The 16,878-nt window shown below is 50.1% G+C and carries 17 protein-coding genes and 1 pseudogene; 8 read left to right on the top strand and 10 right to left on the bottom strand.

The window, feature by feature from the left end; genetic code table 11:
• The first annotated feature begins 74 nt into the window (after window positions 1-74).
• A complete protein-coding gene (acnA, locus tag ACU8XX_RS13675; RefSeq protein ID WP_001543702.1) occupies window positions 75-2,750 on the top strand; it encodes an aconitate hydratase AcnA in 2,676 nt (891 codons plus the stop codon).
• Window positions 2,751-2,813: 63 nt separating this feature from the next.
• Here the strand turns inward: acnA and ribA are convergent, their stop codons facing one another.
• On the bottom strand, window positions 2,814-3,404 hold the full coding sequence (gene ribA, locus ACU8XX_RS13670) for a GTP cyclohydrolase II (RefSeq protein ID WP_001176295.1): 591 nt from the start codon (window positions 3,402-3,404) through the stop codon (window positions 2,814-2,816).
• A 169-nt stretch (window positions 3,405-3,573) separates the two neighbouring features.
• Here ribA and pgpB point away from each other — a divergent pair, with 169 nt between their 5' ends.
• The 5 genes from pgpB to yciH all read left to right on the top strand — a co-directional run bounded on the left by pgpB (window position 3,574) and on the right by yciH (window position 7,227).
• The gene (pgpB, locus tag ACU8XX_RS13665) at window positions 3,574-4,338 is read left to right on the top strand and encodes a phosphatidylglycerophosphatase B (protein WP_001256540.1); all 765 of its coding nucleotides are present in this window, start codon (window positions 3,574-3,576) and stop codon (window positions 4,336-4,338) included.
• 148 nt (window positions 4,339-4,486) lie between these two features.
• Window positions 4,487-4,795 carry a lipopolysaccharide assembly protein LapA gene (lapA, locus tag ACU8XX_RS13660; RefSeq protein WP_000876286.1) on the top strand — a complete coding sequence of 103 codons (309 nt, stop codon included), beginning with the start codon at window positions 4,487-4,489 and terminating at the stop codon, window positions 4,793-4,795.
• A 6-nt stretch (window positions 4,796-4,801) separates the two neighbouring features.
• On the top strand, window positions 4,802-5,971 hold the full coding sequence (gene lapB, locus ACU8XX_RS13655; RefSeq protein ID WP_000891353.1) for a lipopolysaccharide assembly protein LapB: 1,170 nt from the start codon (window positions 4,802-4,804) through the stop codon (window positions 5,969-5,971).
• 192 nt (window positions 5,972-6,163) lie between these two features.
• Window positions 6,164-6,901, top strand: coding sequence for an orotidine-5'-phosphate decarboxylase (gene pyrF / locus ACU8XX_RS13650; protein WP_000176278.1), 738 nt, complete (start codon window positions 6,164-6,166; stop codon window positions 6,899-6,901).
• A complete protein-coding gene (gene yciH, locus ACU8XX_RS13645; protein WP_001295580.1) occupies window positions 6,901-7,227 on the top strand; it encodes a stress response translation initiation inhibitor YciH in 327 nt (108 codons plus the stop codon). The genes pyrF and yciH overlap by 1 nt, the downstream gene beginning before the upstream one ends.
• 125 nt (window positions 7,228-7,352) lie before the next feature.
• On the opposite strand, the gene osmB is transcribed toward yciH, so the two are convergent.
• From osmB to ACU8XX_RS13630, 3 genes are all read right to left on the bottom strand, one after another.
• Window positions 7,353-7,571: an osmotically-inducible lipoprotein OsmB gene (gene osmB, locus ACU8XX_RS13640; protein ID WP_000498253.1), complete on the bottom strand. Its 219-nt coding sequence runs from the start codon at window positions 7,569-7,571 to the stop codon at window positions 7,353-7,355.
• 268 nt (window positions 7,572-7,839) lie between these two features.
• Window positions 7,840-8,589, bottom strand: a complete 750-nt coding sequence (gene yciT / locus ACU8XX_RS13635) for a DNA-binding transcriptional regulator YciT (protein ID WP_001088630.1) — start codon at window positions 8,587-8,589, stop codon at window positions 7,840-7,842.
• Window positions 8,590-8,678: 89 nt separating this feature from the next.
• Window positions 8,679-8,852: a YciZ family protein gene (locus ACU8XX_RS13630; RefSeq protein ID WP_001288368.1), complete on the bottom strand. Its 174-nt coding sequence runs from the start codon at window positions 8,850-8,852 to the stop codon at window positions 8,679-8,681.
• A gap of 37 nt (window positions 8,853-8,889) precedes the next feature.
• Between ACU8XX_RS13630 and ymiD the strand changes: the two genes are divergently transcribed.
• Window positions 8,890-9,018 (top strand): protein YmiD, encoded by a 129-nt coding sequence (gene ymiD / locus ACU8XX_RS13625; RefSeq protein WP_023157074.1) that lies wholly within the window; start codon window positions 8,890-8,892, stop codon window positions 9,016-9,018.
• Here the strand turns inward: ymiD and pdeR are convergent.
• A complete protein-coding gene (gene pdeR / locus ACU8XX_RS13620; RefSeq protein ID WP_000859984.1) occupies window positions 9,000-10,985 on the bottom strand; it encodes a cyclic di-GMP phosphodiesterase in 1,986 nt (661 codons plus the stop codon). The two genes, ymiD and pdeR, sit on opposite strands and share 19 nt — an antisense overlap.
• A 53-nt stretch (window positions 10,986-11,038) precedes the next feature.
• Here pdeR and ACU8XX_RS13615 point away from each other — a divergent pair.
• A pseudogene (locus ACU8XX_RS13615) lies at window positions 11,039-11,144 on the top strand (hypothetical protein).
• Window positions 11,145-11,220: 76 nt separating this feature from the next.
• Here the strand turns inward: ACU8XX_RS13615 and rnb are convergent.
• The 5 genes from rnb to sapF all read right to left on the bottom strand — a co-directional run bounded on the left by rnb (window position 11,221) and on the right by sapF (window position 16,877).
• Window positions 11,221-13,155 carry an exoribonuclease II gene (gene rnb / locus ACU8XX_RS13610; protein WP_112034047.1) on the bottom strand — a complete coding sequence of 645 codons (1,935 nt, stop codon included), beginning with the start codon at window positions 13,153-13,155 and terminating at the stop codon, window positions 11,221-11,223.
• Window positions 13,156-13,222: 67 nt separating this feature from the next.
• Complete coding sequence (locus ACU8XX_RS13605; RefSeq protein WP_001301103.1) at window positions 13,223-14,350, bottom strand: carboxymuconolactone decarboxylase family protein; 1,128 nt, start codon at window positions 14,348-14,350, stop codon at window positions 13,223-13,225.
• Window positions 14,351-14,493: 143 nt separating this feature from the next.
• A complete protein-coding gene (fabI, locus tag ACU8XX_RS13600) occupies window positions 14,494-15,282 on the bottom strand; it encodes an enoyl-ACP reductase FabI (RefSeq protein WP_000506490.1) in 789 nt (262 codons plus the stop codon).
• A 367-nt stretch (window positions 15,283-15,649) separates the two neighbouring features.
• Complete coding sequence (locus ACU8XX_RS13595; protein WP_000565727.1) at window positions 15,650-16,003, bottom strand: DUF559 domain-containing protein; 354 nt, start codon at window positions 16,001-16,003, stop codon at window positions 15,650-15,652.
• A gap of 67 nt (window positions 16,004-16,070) precedes the next feature.
• A complete protein-coding gene (sapF, locus tag ACU8XX_RS13590) occupies window positions 16,071-16,877 on the bottom strand; it encodes a peptide ABC transporter ATP-binding protein SapF (RefSeq protein WP_000573407.1) in 807 nt (268 codons plus the stop codon).
• Window position 16,878: the final 1 nt, after the last annotated feature.

Here is a 16,878-nt window from a genome sequence, read left to right as displayed (position 1 = left end):
CGATGTTTGTGTTATCTTTAATATTCACCCTGAAGAGAATCAGGGCTTCGCAACCCTGTCATTAAGGAGGAGCTATGTCGTCAACCCTACGAGAAGCCAGTAAGGACACGTTGCAGGCCAAAGATAAAACTTACCACTACTACAGCCTGCCGCTTGCTGCCAAATCACTGGGCGATATCACCCGTCTACCCAAGTCACTCAAAGTTTTGCTCGAAAACCTGCTGCGCTGGCAGGATGGTAACTCGGTTACCGAAGAGGATATCCACGCGCTGGCGGGATGGCTGAAAAATGCCCATGCTGACCGTGAAATTGCCTACCGCCCGGCAAGGGTGCTGATGCAGGACTTTACCGGCGTACCTGCCGTTGTTGATCTGGCGGCAATGCGCGAAGCGGTTAAACGCCTCGGCGGCGATACTGCAAAGGTTAATCCGCTCTCACCGGTCGACCTGGTCATTGACCACTCGGTGACCGTCGATCGTTTTGGTGATGATGAGGCATTTGAAGAAAACGTACGCCTGGAAATGGAGCGCAACCACGAACGTTATGTGTTCCTGAAATGGGGAAAGCAAGCGTTCAGTCGGTTTAGCGTCGTGCCGCCAGGCACAGGCATTTGCCATCAGGTTAACCTCGAATATCTCGGCAAAGCAGTGTGGAGCGAATTGCAGGACGGTGAATGGATTGCTTATCCGGATACACTCGTTGGTACTGACTCGCACACTACTATGATCAACGGCCTTGGCGTGCTGGGGTGGGGCGTGGGTGGCATCGAAGCAGAAGCCGCAATGTTAGGCCAGCCGGTTTCCATGCTTATCCCGGACGTAGTGGGCTTTAAACTTACCGGAAAATTACGTGAAGGTATTACCGCCACAGACCTGGTTCTCACGGTTACCCAAATGCTGCGCAAACATGGCGTGGTGGGGAAATTCGTCGAATTTTATGGTGATGGTCTGGATTCACTACCGTTGGCGGATCGCGCCACCATTGCCAATATGTCGCCAGAATATGGTGCCACCTGTGGCTTCTTCCCAATCGATGCTGTAACCCTCGATTACATGCGTTTAAGCGGGCGCAGCGAAGATCAGGTCGAGTTGGTCGAAAAATATGCCAAAGCGCAGGGCATGTGGCGTAACCCGGGCGATGAACCAATTTTTACCAGTACGTTAGAACTGGATATGAATGACGTTGAAGCGAGCCTGGCAGGGCCTAAACGCCCACAGGATCGCGTTGCACTGCCCGATGTACCAAAAGCATTTGCCGCCAGTAACGAACTGGATGTGAATGCCACGCATAAAGATCGCCAGGCGGTCGATTATGTTATGAACGGACATCAGTATCAGTTACCTGATGGCGCTGTGGTCATTGCTGCGATAACCTCGTGCACCAACACCTCTAACCCAAGTGTGCTGATGGCCGCAGGCTTGCTGGCGAAAAAAGCCGTAACTCTGGGCCTCAAGCGGCAACCATGGGTCAAAGCGTCGCTGGCACCGGGTTCGAAAGTCGTTTCTGATTATCTGGCAAAAGCGAAACTGACACCGTATCTCGACGAACTGGGGTTTAACCTTGTGGGATACGGTTGTACCACCTGTATTGGTAACTCTGGGCCGCTGCCCGATCCTATCGAAACGGCAATCAAAAAAGGCGATTTAACCGTCGGTGCGGTGCTGTCCGGCAACCGTAACTTTGAAGGCCGTATCCATCCGCTGGTTAAAACTAACTGGCTGGCCTCGCCGCCGCTGGTGGTTGCCTATGCGCTGGCGGGAAATATGAATATCAACCTGGCTTCTGAGCCTATCGGCCATGATCGCAAAGGCGATCCGGTTTATCTGAAAGATATCTGGCCATCGGCACAAGAAATTGCCCGTGCGGTAGAACAAGTCTCCACAGAAATGTTCCGCAAAGAGTACGCAGAAGTTTTTGAAGGCACAGCAGAGTGGAAGGGAATTAACGTCACACGATCCGATACCTACGGTTGGCAGGAGGACTCAACCTATATTCGCTTATCGCCTTTCTTTGATGAAATGCAGGCAACACCAGCACCAGTGGAAGATATTCACGGTGCGCGGATCCTCGCAATGCTGGGGGATTCAGTCACCACTGACCATATCTCTCCGGCGGGCAGTATTAAGCCCGACAGCCCAGCGGGTCGATATCTACAAGGTCGGGGTGTTGAGCGAAAAGACTTTAACTCCTACGGTTCGCGGCGTGGTAACCATGAAGTGATGATGCGCGGCACCTTCGCCAATATTCGCATCCGTAATGAAATGGTGCCTGGCGTTGAAGGGGGGATGACGCGGCATTTACCTGACAGCGACGTAGTCTCTATTTATGATGCTGCGATGCGCTATAAGCAGGAGCAAACGCCGCTGGCGGTGATTGCCGGGAAAGAGTATGGATCAGGCTCCAGTCGTGACTGGGCGGCAAAAGGTCCGCGTCTGCTTGGTATTCGTGTGGTGATTGCCGAATCGTTTGAACGAATTCACCGTTCGAATTTAATTGGCATGGGCATCCTGCCGCTGGAATTTCCGCAAGGCGTAACGCGTAAAACGTTAGGGCTAACCGGGGAAGAGAAGATTGATATTGGCGATCTGCAAAACCTACAACCCGGCGCGACGGTTCCGGTGACGCTTACGCGCGCGGATGGTAGCCAGGAAGTCGTACCCTGCCGTTGTCGTATCGACACCGCGACGGAGTTGACCTACTACCAGAACGACGGCATTTTGCATTATGTCATTCGTAATATGTTGAAGTAACAACTATTTACTTGCCGGTTATTTTGCTTCCGGCAAGCAAATGAATTACACAATGCAAGAGGGTTATTTGTTCAGCAAATGGCCCATTTTCTCGGCTTTGGTATCGAGATAATGTTCGTTATTGGGGTTACGACCTACAATCAATGGTACGCGTTCAACAATATTAATCCCTGCTTCGGTCAGAATTTCGACTTTTTTCGGGTTATTGGTTAACAAGCGGACTTCATTGACGCCAAGGAGTTTGAACATATCAGCGCAAAGAGTGAAGTCGCGCTCATCAGCGGCGAAGCCTAACTGGTGGTTAGCCTCTACGGTATCGTAACCTTGATCCTGCAGTGCGTAAGCGCGGATTTTATTCAGCAGACCAATGTTACGACCTTCCTGACGGTGATACAGCAAAATACCACGGCCTTCCTCGGCAATTTGCGTCAATGCCGCTTCGAGCTGGAAGCCACAATCGCAGCGCAAGCTGAACAGGGCGTCACCGGTCAGACATTCGGAATGGACGCGCGCAAGTACCGGGGTATGCCCGGAAATATCGCCATAGACTAGCGCGACATGATCGTGTCCGGTTGCCAGTTCTTCAAATCCCACCATCAGGAAATCGCCCCATGGGGTTGGCAGTTTGGCTTCTGCCACACGTTTAAGCTGCATGAAATTCTCCAGATAATGCTGGTTCTGTATTGGCTTATTTTGCCATAACGAGAAGGGGTTCACCTAATCACGACGCGTCGATCGTTCACGGAATGGCACAAATCTGTCAATTTTTCCTGGAACTGGCATTTTCAGTTATGATTGTGGGACTTATCAAAAAGGAGAGGCCATGCGTTCGATTGCCCGACGTACCGCAGTGGGAGCTGCACTATTGCTTGTTATGCCAGTAGCCGTATGGATTTCTGGCTGGCGTTGGCAACCTGGAGAACAAAGTTGGCTACTAAAAGCGGCTTTTTGGGTTACTGAAACTGTCACCCAGCCCTGGGGCGTCATTACACATTTGATTTTATTCGGCTGGTTTCTCTGGTGTCTGCGTTTTCGCATTAAGGCTGCCTTTGTATTATTTGCCATTCTGGCGGCGGCAATCCTTGTGGGACAAGGCGTTAAATCCTGGATCAAAGACAAAGTCCAGGAACCACGACCTTTTGTTATCTGGCTGGAAAAAACACATCATATTCCGGTTGATGAGTTCTACACTTTAAAGCGAGCAGAACGCGGAAATCTAGTGAAAGAACAGTTGGCTGAAGAGAAAAATATCCCACAATATTTGCGTTCACACTGGCAGAAAGAGACGGGGTTTGCCTTTCCTTCCGGTCACACGATGTTTGCTGCCAGTTGGGCACTGCTGGCCGTTGGTTTGCTGTGGCCGCGTCGGCGAACGTTAACCATTGCTATCTTGCTGGTCTGGGCAACGGGAGTCATGGGAAGCCGCCTGCTGCTCGGGATGCATTGGCCACGCGATCTGGTGGTAGCTACGTTGATTTCGTGGGCGCTGGTGGCGGTGGCAACGTGGCTTACGCAACGAATTTGTGGGCCATTAACACCGCCTGCGGAAGAAAATCGCGAAATAGCGCAACGAGAACAAGAAAGTTAACGCTGGTTGATTTTCCGAATTTAGCCCTTAAATCATCAACAATGCGTGTGGATGCCATTTCGCAGACGGCGCGAAAATGGTACTTTAAAGGGCTATTGCGGTAAGTTGACCATAATTTATTCGCTCTAACCACATAACGGGAAGTAATGTGAAATATTTACTCATTTTCTTACTGGTGTTAGCGATCTTCGTGATTTCGGTCACGTTGGGTGCGCAGAACGATCAACAGGTGACGTTTAATTATCTGTTAGCGCAAGGGGAGTACCGTATTTCCACATTGCTGGCGGTATTGTTTGCTGCGGGGTTTGCTATCGGTTGGTTGATTTGTGGCCTGTTCTGGCTGCGAGTTCGTGTTTCCCTGGCGCGCGCTGAACGTAAAATAAAGCGACTGGAAAACCAGCTTTCACCCGCGACTGACGTGGCTGTAGTGCCGCACTCGTCAGCGGCGAAGGAATAACTTTCTATGCTGGAGTTGTTGTTTCTGCTTTTGCCTGTAGCCGCTGCCTATGGCTGGTATATGGGCCGCAGAAGTGCGCAACAAAACAAGCAAGATGAAGCCAACCGCTTGTCGCGTGATTACGTAGCGGGGGTTAACTTCCTGCTTAGTAATCAACAGGATAAAGCGGTAGACCTGTTTCTCGATATGCTTAAAGAGGATACAGGCACCGTTGAAGCCCACCTTACGCTCGGAAACCTGTTCCGTTCGCGTGGCGAAGTTGATCGCGCTATTCGCATCCATCAGACCCTAATGGAAAGCGCCTCGCTGACCTATGAACAGCGTCTGTTGGCGATTCAACAACTGGGGCGTGATTACATGGCCGCCGGGTTATATGACCGCGCGGAAGACATGTTCAATCAGCTGACCGATGAAACTGACTTCCGCATTGGCGCGCTGCAACAGTTGCTACAAATCTACCAGGCTACCAGTGAGTGGCAGAAAGCAATTGATGTTGCCGAACGCCTGGTGAAGCTGGGTAAAGATAAACAGCGCGTCGAAATTGCCCATTTCTACTGTGAGTTAGCCCTGCAGCATATGGCCAGCGACGATCTCGATCGTGCCATGACCTTGCTAAAAAAAGGGGCGGCGGCAGATAAAAACAGCGCCCGCGTATCCATAATGATGGGACGCGTGTTTATGGCGAAAGGAGAATACGCCAAAGCCGTCGAAAGTCTGCAACGCGTGATATCCCAGGACAGAGAACTGGTCAGCGAAACGCTGGAAATGTTGCAAACCTGCTATCAGCAGTTGGGTAAAACTGCCGAATGGGCAGAATTCCTGCAGCGTGCGGTGGAAGAGAACACCGGTGCCGATGCTGAATTGATGCTTGCTGATATCATCGAAGCGCGCGACGGTAGTGAGGCCGCACAGGTCTATATTACGCGCCAGCTTCAGCGTCATCCGACCATGCGTGTGTTCCATAAGTTAATGGATTACCACTTAAATGAAGCGGAAGAAGGGCGTGCCAAAGAGAGCCTGATGGTGCTGCGTGACATGGTTGGCGAAAAGGTACGTAGTAAGCCTCGTTATCGCTGCCAGAAATGTGGTTTTACCGCATACACCCTCTACTGGCATTGTCCGTCTTGTCGGGCCTGGTCAACCATTAAACCGATTCGCGGTCTTGATGGCCTGTAATTTTTAAAAAAATCCTACTTTAGTTACAACATACTAGTTATTGATGTTCCATTGTGCTCCGGCAACGACGGCGCAGAAAAAGCCTGCCAGGGGAAAAATCGCAACTGTTAATTTTTTATTTCCACGGGTAGAATGCTCGCCGTTTACCTGTTTCGCGCCACTTCCGGTGCCCATCATCAAGAAGGTCTGGTCATGACGTTAACTGCTTCATCTTCTTCCCGCGCTGTTACGAATTCTCCTGTGGTTGTTGCCCTTGATTATCATAATCGTGATGACGCGCTGTCCTTTGTCGACAAGATCGACCCACGCGATTGTCGTCTGAAGGTCGGCAAAGAGATGTTTACATTGTTTGGGCCACAGTTTGTGCGCGAACTTCAACAGCGTGGTTTTGATATCTTTCTTGACCTGAAATTCCACGATATTCCTAACACTGCAGCGCACGCTGTCGCTGCTGCAGCTGACTTAGGCGTGTGGATGGTGAATGTTCATGCCTCTGGTGGGGCGCGTATGATGACCGCAGCGCGTGAGGCACTGGTTCCGTTTGGCAAAGATGCACCGCTTTTGATTGCTGTGACAGTGTTGACCAGCATGGAAGCCAGCGACCTGGTCGATCTTGGCATGACACTGTCACCTGCAGATTATGCAGAACGTCTGGCGGCACTGACGCAAAAATGTGGCCTTGATGGTGTGGTGTGTTCTGCTCAGGAAGCTGTGCGCTTTAAACAGGTATTCGGTCAGGAGTTCAAACTGGTTACGCCGGGCATTCGTCCGCAGGGGAGTGAAGCTGGTGACCAGCGCCGCATTATGACGCCAGAACAGGCGTTGTCGGCTGGTGTTGATTATATGGTGATTGGTCGCCCGGTAACGCAATCGGTAGATCCAGCGCAGACGCTGAAAGCGATCAACGCCTCTTTACAGCGGAGTGCATGATGAGTGATTCCAACAGCCGTCTGGTCTACTCAACGGAAACCGGACGTATTGATGAGCCCAAAGCGGCCCCTGTACGCCCTAAAGGCGACGGTGTGGTGCGTATTCAGCGTCAGACCAGTGGACGTAAAGGTAAGGGCGTTTGCCTGATTACCGGTGTCGATCTCGATGATGCCGAACTGACAAAACTTGCAGCGGAACTGAAGAAAAAATGCGGCTGCGGCGGAGCAGTTAAAGATGGAGTTATTGAAATCCAGGGCGATAAGCGTGATTTATTAAAATCACTACTTGAAGCGAAAGGGATGAAGGTAAAACTCGCAGGCGGTTAACATAAAAAGCCACGGATATATCCGTGGCTTTCGAATATTTTACTGTGCGTATTATTCAGTTATTTCGTACTGAACAGAATCAAGCGTATTATAATTGCGAGTCGATAATCGACATTTATTTACGATTATTTACCGACCTGGTGACCAATAACACCACCGACAGCTGCACCACCTAATGTACCCAACGTACTGCCATCGGTCAGTACTGCACCGCCTAATGCCCCTGCACCCGCGCCGATTGCGGTGTTGCGGTCCCGTTTAGACCAGTTAGAACAGGCACTCAGAGACATTGCCAAAGTAATTGCCAGAACAGCCGCGGTCATTTTTTTGCTCGTTACAAACATAATACTCTCTCCTGAATTTATGATTCACGGAAGTAAGCTCTCTATAACTATAATAGCTAAGAATAAGCCTGGTGAAATTATTCCGTGAAATCCGCTCGCGCGCAGGGTTATATCACGCAGGTGATAATGACTTCCTGTTATATCGCTGATAATAATTTTATATCTTGAGAGTGTTAATAACAGGTAAATAGTCTTAATTATCAACCAGGAATCATCTTAGAGCGGATGATTTGCCAAACTGCAAATCATCCGTAGAGAAGGGAAATGGTTAAATGTCAACGACGTGAACGGTGAGTTTACTGTGCTCAAGATGCATCAGATCGCTGGCGCGTATTTTCGAATCGGTAATCACGCGATTGAATCGCTCAACGGGACCGATGGAGTATGAATGTACAGCACCAAATTTCGAGCTGTCAGTCAGGACTATCGCTTCGCACTCTTTTTCCAGCACGGCATTGACCACATCGGTACGCATCATATCGCGACCGGTGAATCCAGTTTCAGGTTGCCAGCCATCAATACCAATAAATGCTTTGCTGAAATGTACCTGCTGGATGCACTGGCGTGTCAAAGGGCCAACCATACTTTCGCTTTTTTTCTGGTACACGCCACCGAGCAAAATGACTTCACAAGGCGCGTCTTTCAGCAAATGCGCAATGTAGCTGCTGACTGTGATGATAGTGACATTTTTCTTCTGTTCGCCCAGAGTCCGGGCGAGCAGGGCATTGCTGCTACCATTTTCGATAAAGATGGTTTCGCCCGGTTGAACCAGTGACGCGGAAAACTCGGCGAGTTCACGCTTCAGCGTATAGTTGCTCATCATACGGGTTTCGACGTCATCACTATCAAGCGAAACTGCAAAGCCATGTGCACGGCGGAGGTAACTCAGTTTTTCGAGGGTGTTGAGATCCTGGCGAATGGTAACTTCAGAAACTCCAGTGGCTTTTGCCAGATCGGTTACGCTAACCTGACCCTGGTCAATGACCATCTGTAGAATAGTTTGTTGTCGGGAATTCATCGCTGTAATTCTTATAACGTTATAATACTAAATAAAAAAATACTGACGCGCCGGGCATCCTCAAATAGGAAAACCTGAAGGCACGATTGTTAAATCTCCCACGGTGCCTTCGGGATGTCTGGCGTAGATTCAGCAACCTGGCGCAAGAGTTCTGCTTTAAGTATCTCGAGATTATGGATCGCAGAGTGGTAATCGCCTGCCACAAGGATATCTAACACAATATCAATACGTTCGGCAACGCGCTGGGCATCAAATTCAGACATCAAGGACATCCTTATAGCAAAAGGGGGAAAATGAATAATGCAAAAATTGCCGCTAAAAGAGAAGTGTTTAACAGCAACGGCTAATTATCATCCTGGAATACGATATATAATGACGGAATATAACGCTAAGTATATATATTCATCTACTTATGCGCGCTTCAGGTAGCGTTTATACCAGCGTTCGAAGGCGACGGCGGGCATCGGTTTGGCAAACAAAAATCCTTGCCGCTCATTGATCCCGTTCTTGGTTAAAAAAGCATCTTCCTTTGCACTCTCTACACCTTCGGCGATCACCTGAAGATTCAATGCCTGGGCCACAGCGACGATCGCCCGGACCAGTGACTGCGAGACAGGTTGTTTGTGAATATCTCGAACAAAAACCTGGTCAAGTTTGATGGCATCGATCGGAAAGCGCGCCAGTTGCGAAAGTGAAGAGTAGCCGGTACCAAAATCATCCAGATGCACTTGCGCACCTAGTTGGCTAAATTGTTGAATAACAGACAGTGCCAGTTCATCATTCTCAATCAGACAACTCTCTGTCAGTTCAACATCTATAGGGCAGTATTCAAAATTGAGTTCCTGGAGAACCTGTTTCAGGGCGGTGAAAATGGTTTGATCGGCGAGCTGACGTGCAGAAATATTTACCGCCACTCGCAGGTTTATGCCTTTATCCCGCCACTTTGCCACCTGGCGTACGACATCGAGAATCACCCAACGGCCTAAAGGCACAATTAGCCCTGACTCTTCGGCGTAGGAAATGAAGTCCAACGGTGGAATCAACCCACGTTCAGGTGACTGCCAACGTACTAGTGCTTCCAGACTGCGCACTTCGCCACGCCAGGTGATTTTCGGTTGATAGTGAATAACCAACTGATCGTTTTCTAGTGCTTTACGCAAGTTGGTATCCAGCCAGAGATATTCAAATACCCGTTGATTCATTTCTGGGGTAAAAACGCAAAATTGTCCTCGTCCGCCTTCCTTCGCTGTGTACATTGCTGTGTCGGCGTGACGAATAATAGCCGCGCTGTCCGAACCATGTTCGGGAGAGAGTGCAATACCTACTGAACAGCTGGTATAAACTTCAATTAAACCAATACGAAAGGGGAGGCGTAAGCGGGTCAAAATTCGTGATGCCATTGCTTCCAGCGCGCTTTGTGAGGTATTGGATGCCAGTACCAGAAACTCATCGCCACCTGGACGCGCCAACACCTGGTCATGTTCGAGACAGCTTAAAATAGCCAATGACACGTCGCGTAATAACTGGTCACCAAACAAATGCCCATAGGCGTCGTTGACCTTTTTAAAATTATCCAAATCAAGATACACAACCCCAACTTTATTGTTATCTGCATGATTAATAGCGTGATCGATTAACTCCTGCATTGCGTTACGATTCGGCAGTCCGGTGATACTGTCGGTATTTGCCAGAATACGCAGTCGCTCCTGAGCGCGGCGCTCTTCGGTAATGTCGGTACCGGAACAGATTAAAAAAATCTCGTTTTTGCCACTGCCGCTGTGGACAAATTTATTGCGAAACAGAAACAGCCGCTGGCCTTTACGTGTTGGTATCCACAGTTCGACTTCATATGCATTGCCGCTTCGAAAAAATACACGGTTATTGCGCCTGGATGCCGCAGCTTCACGACGGCTCATAAACAGTTTAAACACGCTTTGCCCAATGACGTCGTGTTCTTTCAACCCTGTGTAATCTTCACATAAGCGATTGAAGCGTTGAATATTCCCCCGGCTGTCGAGAATGACTATTGCGGAATGTGCTTCAGAAACTACCTGCTCAGCAAAGGAAAGCCCGTGTGATAAATCACGAGCAACCGCCGGTGTGTCATGCCATGCAGACGCGTTGCCAGCCCATTCCCGTTTATTGATTTTTCGTCCTACCAGATGCACAGAAAGATCGCTTTCATCGACGGTCAGACTCATCATCAGGCTGGAGGTGATGACCGTCATTTCCCTGATTCGAGCAGCCTGTTCGGCAGATAACTGCAACATACGTTCAGGTTCTGTGGTTTCGGTGGTAGAAAAGCGCAAAACATCGCTGCTTTCCGTCAACCGCCAGTATGAATTGTGCGATCCGAGAAAGTTGTACAACGTTGTGGACTCCCTAACGGTTTTCATGATGCATATCCTCCGGTTAACAGCGGAGTCCGCGGTTAAATAAAAGGAACAACATGACTTACATGAAATTAACGGCGGCTAAACGCATTGTTTTTTTTTATATATTTATTTGTAATCCAGTTTTGGAAAAACGCCAGTTTTCAAACGAAAGTCAGTTAAAAAACTGCCGGGATATGATGAAGGTAGAGCGGGGAAATAAACGGCCCATTCATAAGGAATGGGCCGTGAAAGGAGATTACGCGACCGGGCGCGCAATAATGCTGCGGGTTTCCATGCGGACTTCGGCAATGGTGACGTCAATAACGTCAGTTACTTTATAAACCGTTTCACCTTTAATTTGTACGGTGCCGTTTTCCTGGCTGCAAACCATTTCATCGCGCACAGCGTGTAAGAAAGGTGCAGGAATAAAGGCGATAGCGCCGTTATCAACCAAACGAACACGCATGCCGCCACGGCTGATATCGACAATTTCCGCCGCGAAACGGGTGTCGGTCCCGGCTTTGTCTTTCAGGAAGCGTGCGTATAACCAGTCACCAACATCACGTTCTGCCATCCGATTGAGACGGCGACGCTCGGCCATTTGGACAGTGATCTCATCCTGTGGACGCGTCGCAGTTTCGCCTTTGATAACCGCTTTCAGCAGACGGTGGTTGATCATGTCGCCATATTTACGGATCGGCGATGTCCAGGTGGCGTATGCTTCCAGACCGAGGCCAAAGTGAGGACCGGGTTCAGTGCTAATTTCAGCAAATGACTGGAAGCGACGAATGCGGCTGTCGAGGAAACCAGTTGGTTGCGCATCCAGTTCACGACGCAGTTTGCAGAAACCGTCCAGCGTGAGCACTTCTTCGGCATCGACATGCAGACCGTGCGTTTTCAGCAACGCTGCCAGCGCGTCGGCATTCGCCGGATCAAAGCCCATATGCACGTTATAGATGCCAAAACCGAGCTTATCGCGCAGTACGCGGGCCGCACAAATGTTAGCGGCAATCATCGCTTCTTCGACGATACGGTTGGCAATGCGACGAGGCTCGGCGACGATATCCAGCACTTCACCTTTTTCACCGAGAATAAAGCGGTAATCCGGGCGATCTTTAAACACCAGTGCGTGGTTATGACGCCACTCGCCGCGGCGTTGGCAAATTTGCGCTAGCAAACGGACTTGTTCGGCAATTGCTTCACTTTCAGGCTGCCAGTCACCGGTATTTTCCAGCCAGTCAGAAACCTGGTCATACACCAGCTTTGCTTTGGATTCGATGGTGGCGGCAAAGAATTCGATATTATCTTCAATGGTGCCATCAGCGGAGAGCGTCATGCGGCATGCCAGTACCGGGCGGACTTCATTGGCGCGCAGTGAGCAGAGATCGTCAGAAAGCTCGCGAGGCAGCATAGGGATGTTGAAGCCAGGCAGATAGTTGGTGAATGCGCGAATTTTCGCGGCTTTGTCCAGCTTGCTGCCTTCAGCAATCCACGCGGTTGGATCGGCAATCGCCACAATCAGCTGAAGTTTGTCATCCGGCAACGCCTTAGCGAAAAGGGCGTCATCCATATCTTCTGTGCTGGCACTGTCGATGGTGACAAAATCCAGCGCGGTCAGATCTTCACGAACCAGACCTTCATCGAGCATTGCGGTAGCGACGCCGTCTGGTGCTTCTTTTTCCAGATTATGGCGTGCAAGGGTAACCCACCACGGTACAAAGTGATCGTCACCAAAAGTGATGTATTGTGTCAGTTCTGCATAGAAAGAACGATCGCCTTTCAGCGGATGACGGCGCATTTCGGCAACCGCCCAGTCGCCTTCTTTAAACTCGTGGTTCAGGCCACGGGCTGCGCGGCAAGGAATGGCGTCTTTTAAGAGTGGATGATCAGGAACGATGGCCAGACGGTCATTTTTGCCCTGAACCTTACCCACGAAACGAGTCAGGAACGGTTCAACCAGTTCTTCTGGCTCTGCGGATTCACGTTCTTTTTCACTGTGGATCACCGCGATAATTCGGTCGCCATGCATGACTTTTTTCATCTGCGGCGGCGGAATGAAATAACTTTTTTGCGCGTCGACTTCCAGGAAGCCAAAGCCTTTTTCTGTGGCTTTTACCACCCCTTCAGCGCGTGGCGTCTGGGAATGCAGTTGCTGTTTAAGCTGCGCTAGCAGCGGGTTGTCCTGAAACATAATTGTCTATTTTGGTGGCCATTAGAGCGGCTGACAGTTTTACGCGAATCTGTCTGACGCGGCAAGGTTAATATGTCTCACCCAACGCGATTTTTAAGCGATTTATCCAGCCACACAGCCCGCTCCATACCAGCAGATTAATAATCTGCGTTGATGATTTTTCGTGTTCGAGTAAAGGGCTGAACTGGGCGGCGCTAAAGCGATCGGGTGCTCGGGTCAGCCATTGTATCGCCTGAACGGTAGCGTGCTCAACAGAATGACGGTCAGCCCATTGGTTAATTTCATTTTCGCCCTTGCGCAGAAGGGTGTTGATTTTTTTATATTCATTTAATGAATCCATACAGGCGGCAAAACAAGCAGGGCTGCCATTTATCCGTGCGCATAACAACGCCGCAAGCTGATTATCCGGCTGTGTATTAACCCGTGTGCTGTTTAACAACTTTTCAAGAAGGGAAAGTGAAATAGGGTGGAGAGAGAGTGTTTCAGCCAGTTGGCAAAGTTCTGCAGTTGAACTTTTTGTGTAATCTTCAGGTAGTTTTTCCACCTCATAGCTGCTTCGCCAGCGTATTGATTCATCAGTAAACAGTGACGCGTCGGCATAGTTTTGTATCTCCAGACCGGGTAACCAGCGTACCGGATGTCCAAGATAAGCCTGAAATGTCGCAATGGTCCGCGCCTGAAAGCCAATAAATCCAATGATTTGGTTAATGATTACACAGTCCCAGGCAGTAAGACCGACGTCATTCAGATGCTGGCGCGATCGGTTGTCGATAATAGAAGGCGAGCTAGCCAGTTGGCGGGCATATTGCGTGATTTGTGCCAACCGATGATTACTTTCCCTGGAGGAATCAGGCCCGGGGAGCGGCGTAAGTCGCGCCGAATAGTAGTTACATAACCGCTGGACGCCGCAAACCTGAGCAACCGTCAGGGCCGTAGACAAGCGTTCATAAGCGGTGAAAGTCTGTGAACGGGTCACGGTAAGCTGGTCAGGGAACAATTCCACTGCAAGAACGCGCGCAGGGACCAGCCATGAAAGGAAGGGGGCCAGCGTTTCTTCATCAAGGATCACGTCGAGCAGAAAGGGATCGCTGACCTTTGCGGCTTCCGGGACCAGAGGCAGAACGTCATACTCCGCAGTACTGGATTGCGTTTCATGATACCAGTGGCTTTTGCCGGTGATGTGGCGTTGTTCCATGGGCGCTCCTTGGTCGTAAAGGAAATCGTTATCCTGACGCAAGGCGGGAAGGGGAGAAAGACGGATCGGCGATAACAAATATCAGAAAGGTATAACAGAGATAACGGGCGGCAGAACGCCGCCCATCTTTACCAACAGAACGATTATTTCAGTTCGAGTTCGTTCATTGCAGCGATGCTGAAACCGCCGTCAACGTGGACTACTTCACCGGAGATACCGGCAGAGAGATCGGAGCACAGGAATGCCGCAGAGTTACCCACATCTTCAATAGTAACGGTACGGCGAATCGGGGTAACGGCTTCGCAATGAGCCAGCATTTTGCGGAAGTCTTTGATACCGGAAGCCGCCAGAGTACGGATCGGACCAGCAGAGATGGCGTTAACACGCACACCTTCCGGACCCATCGCGTTCGCCATATAGCGCACGTTCGCTTCCAGAGACGCTTTTGCCAGACCCATAACGTTGTAGTTCGGGATAGCGCGCTCAGCGCCAAGGTAGGAAAGGGTCAGCAGGGCAGAACCCGGATTCAGCATGGAGCGGCAAGCTTTTGCCATTGCAACGAAGCTGTAGGAGCTGATGTCGTGGGCAATTTTGAAGCCTTCACGGGTAACGGCGTTAACATAGTCACCATCCAGCTGATCGCCAGGTGCAAAACCAATAGAGTGTACGAAACCGTCAAATTTCGGCCAAACTTTCCCCAGTTCAGCGAACATGGTGTCGATGCTGGCATCTTCTGCAACATCGCACTGCAGAACGATGTCAGAACCCAATTGAGCGGCAAATTCTTCTACGCGGCCTTTCAGTTTGTCGTTCTGGTAGGTGAATGCCAGTTCAGCTCCTTCGCGGTGCATCGCCTGAGCGATACCGTAGGCGATGGATAGTTTGCTGGCAACACCGGTTACCAGAATGCGCTTACCGGAAAGAAAACCCATAGCTTTAATCCTTATTGTTGATGCTTGTTGTGCCTGAAAATCAGGCGATTCGTCGTTTTAGTAAACAGTACGAACAGATAAACGGTTATTATAATCAACCTGGCTGTGAGTAGCTATAGTTGCCAGGTCCGACCGGAGCAGGCTGCGGCAGGGGGGGCGCTTTTCCCCTCACCCTAACCCTCTCCCCAGAGGGGCGAGGGGACTGTATTGTGCAAATATTGTTACCCCAGCAACAAACAGGCTCATACAGCCCCTAACCCTTTCATGGCGATGGCTGGGACGGTTCAGACCTTGCCGAATATTCTCCAGCACCGTCTCCATGTTTTCACCACAACAGCTATTCGGCTCGGTCTGCCCCCTCGCTCTTTCAGGGAGAGGGTGACCGGCGGTTCAGTTCCTGCAGAATATTCTCCAGCACCGTCTCCTCATTACAATCAATCTCGTTATTCCAGAAACGCAGCACGGTCCAGCCCTGCGACTCAAGCCAGCTAGTGCGCCTGGAATCATAGGCAACTGCTAAATCATGCTGCCCACCATCCAGCTCAACGACTACACGCGCCGAGCAGCAAGCAAAATCGAGAATGTAGCTCCCCACTGGATGTTGACGGCGAAATTTGAAATCACTAAAACGTCGGCTGCGAAGATATCGCCAGAGCTTTCGTTCCTGCAAAGTGAGATTGCGTCTTAAATCACGCGCATTTGATTTAATTTTATCTATCACCTCATTCTGACAAGATTTAATCTTTTGTCAGAATGAGGTGAATAATCTGGAAGGAGGATTCAGAAAATTAGCGATCTTTACGCCACGCATCCGCCGTCAATGCCTCGCCAAAATGACCGGCAATCAGCCGTTTGGTGAGTTCATGCAGCGGCGATGCCAGCACATCCGCGGTGCTGCCTCGCTCGACAACCTCGCCCTGATGCATCACCAGCACCTGGTCGCTAATGTGCTTCATCATTCCGATATGCTGGGTAACATAAATATACGAAATGCCCTGTTTTTCCTGTAATTCCAGCATCAGATTAATCAACTGCGAACGCATCGACATATCCAGTGAAGCGAGGGCTTCATCGGCAATAATGACTTTTGGGCGCAATATCAGCGCGCGCGCCAGACCCAGACGCTGTTTTTGCCCGGGTGCCAACATATGCGGATAGTAACTGACGTGATCCGGTAGCAGCCCAACCATACGCATCGTTTCAATAATCTGTTTGCGACGCTGTTCCGGTTCCAGGTCGGTGTTCAGACGCAATGGAAAATCCAGAATTTGCGAGATACGTTGACGGGGATTCAACGAGGTCGAAGGATCCTGAAAAATCATGCGAATACGCTGACTGCGGAAGGAATAATCGCCAAAATGCAGCGGATGATCGTCAATCAATAACTCGCCGCTGGTAGGCTCTATCATTCCCGCCAGCATTTTTGCCAGCGTGGATTTACCCGAACCATTCTCGCCAATAATCGCCAGTGTCTGGCCTTCACGTAGCGTAAAGCTCAAGGGTTTTACCGCTTCTACGGTCTGACGACGAAACCAGCCGGTCCGGTAGCGGAACGTTTTACTTAAATTACGCACTTCAAGCAGCGTTTCGATCATC

The organism is Escherichia sp. MAL-1 (assembly GCF_052948035.1).
This window is presented reverse-complemented; position numbering and strand designations above follow the sequence as displayed.

Bases quoted from the DNA above. Each gene is read 5' to 3' on its own strand.
- acnA (WP_001543702.1), top strand. From the start codon at position 75: ATGTCGTCAACCCTACGAGAAGCCAGTAAGGACACGTTGCAGGCCAAA.
- ribA (WP_001176295.1), bottom strand. From the start codon at position 3,404: ATGCAGCTTAAACGTGTGGCAGAAGCCAAACTGCCAACCCCATGGGGC.
- pgpB (WP_001256540.1), top strand. From the start codon at position 3,574: ATGCGTTCGATTGCCCGACGTACCGCAGTGGGAGCTGCACTATTGCTT.
- lapB (WP_000891353.1), top strand. From the start codon at position 4,802: ATGCTGGAGTTGTTGTTTCTGCTTTTGCCTGTAGCCGCTGCCTATGGC.
- pyrF (WP_000176278.1), top strand. From the start codon at position 6,164: ATGACGTTAACTGCTTCATCTTCTTCCCGCGCTGTTACGAATTCTCCT.
- yciH (WP_001295580.1), top strand. From the start codon at position 6,901: ATGAGTGATTCCAACAGCCGTCTGGTCTACTCAACGGAAACCGGACGT.
- osmB (WP_000498253.1), bottom strand. From the start codon at position 7,571: ATGTTTGTAACGAGCAAAAAAATGACCGCGGCTGTTCTGGCAATTACT.
- yciT (WP_001088630.1), bottom strand. From the start codon at position 8,589: ATGAATTCCCGACAACAAACTATTCTACAGATGGTCATTGACCAGGGT.
- ACU8XX_RS13630 (WP_001288368.1), bottom strand. From the start codon at position 8,852: ATGTCTGAATTTGATGCCCAGCGCGTTGCCGAACGTATTGATATTGTG.
- ymiD (WP_023157074.1), top strand. From the start codon at position 8,890: ATGCAAAAATTGCCGCTAAAAGAGAAGTGTTTAACAGCAACGGCTAAT.
- pdeR (WP_000859984.1), bottom strand. From the start codon at position 10,985: ATGAAAACCGTTAGGGAGTCCACAACGTTGTACAACTTTCTCGGATCG.
- rnb (WP_112034047.1), bottom strand. From the start codon at position 13,155: ATGTTTCAGGACAACCCGCTGCTAGCGCAGCTTAAACAGCAACTGCAT.
- ACU8XX_RS13605 (WP_001301103.1), bottom strand. From the start codon at position 14,350: ATGGAACAACGCCACATCACCGGCAAAAGCCACTGGTATCATGAAACG.
- fabI (WP_000506490.1), bottom strand. From the start codon at position 15,282: ATGGGTTTTCTTTCCGGTAAGCGCATTCTGGTAACCGGTGTTGCCAGC.
- sapF (WP_000573407.1), bottom strand. From the start codon at position 16,877: ATGATCGAAACGCTGCTTGAAGTGCGTAATTTAAGTAAAACGTTCCGC.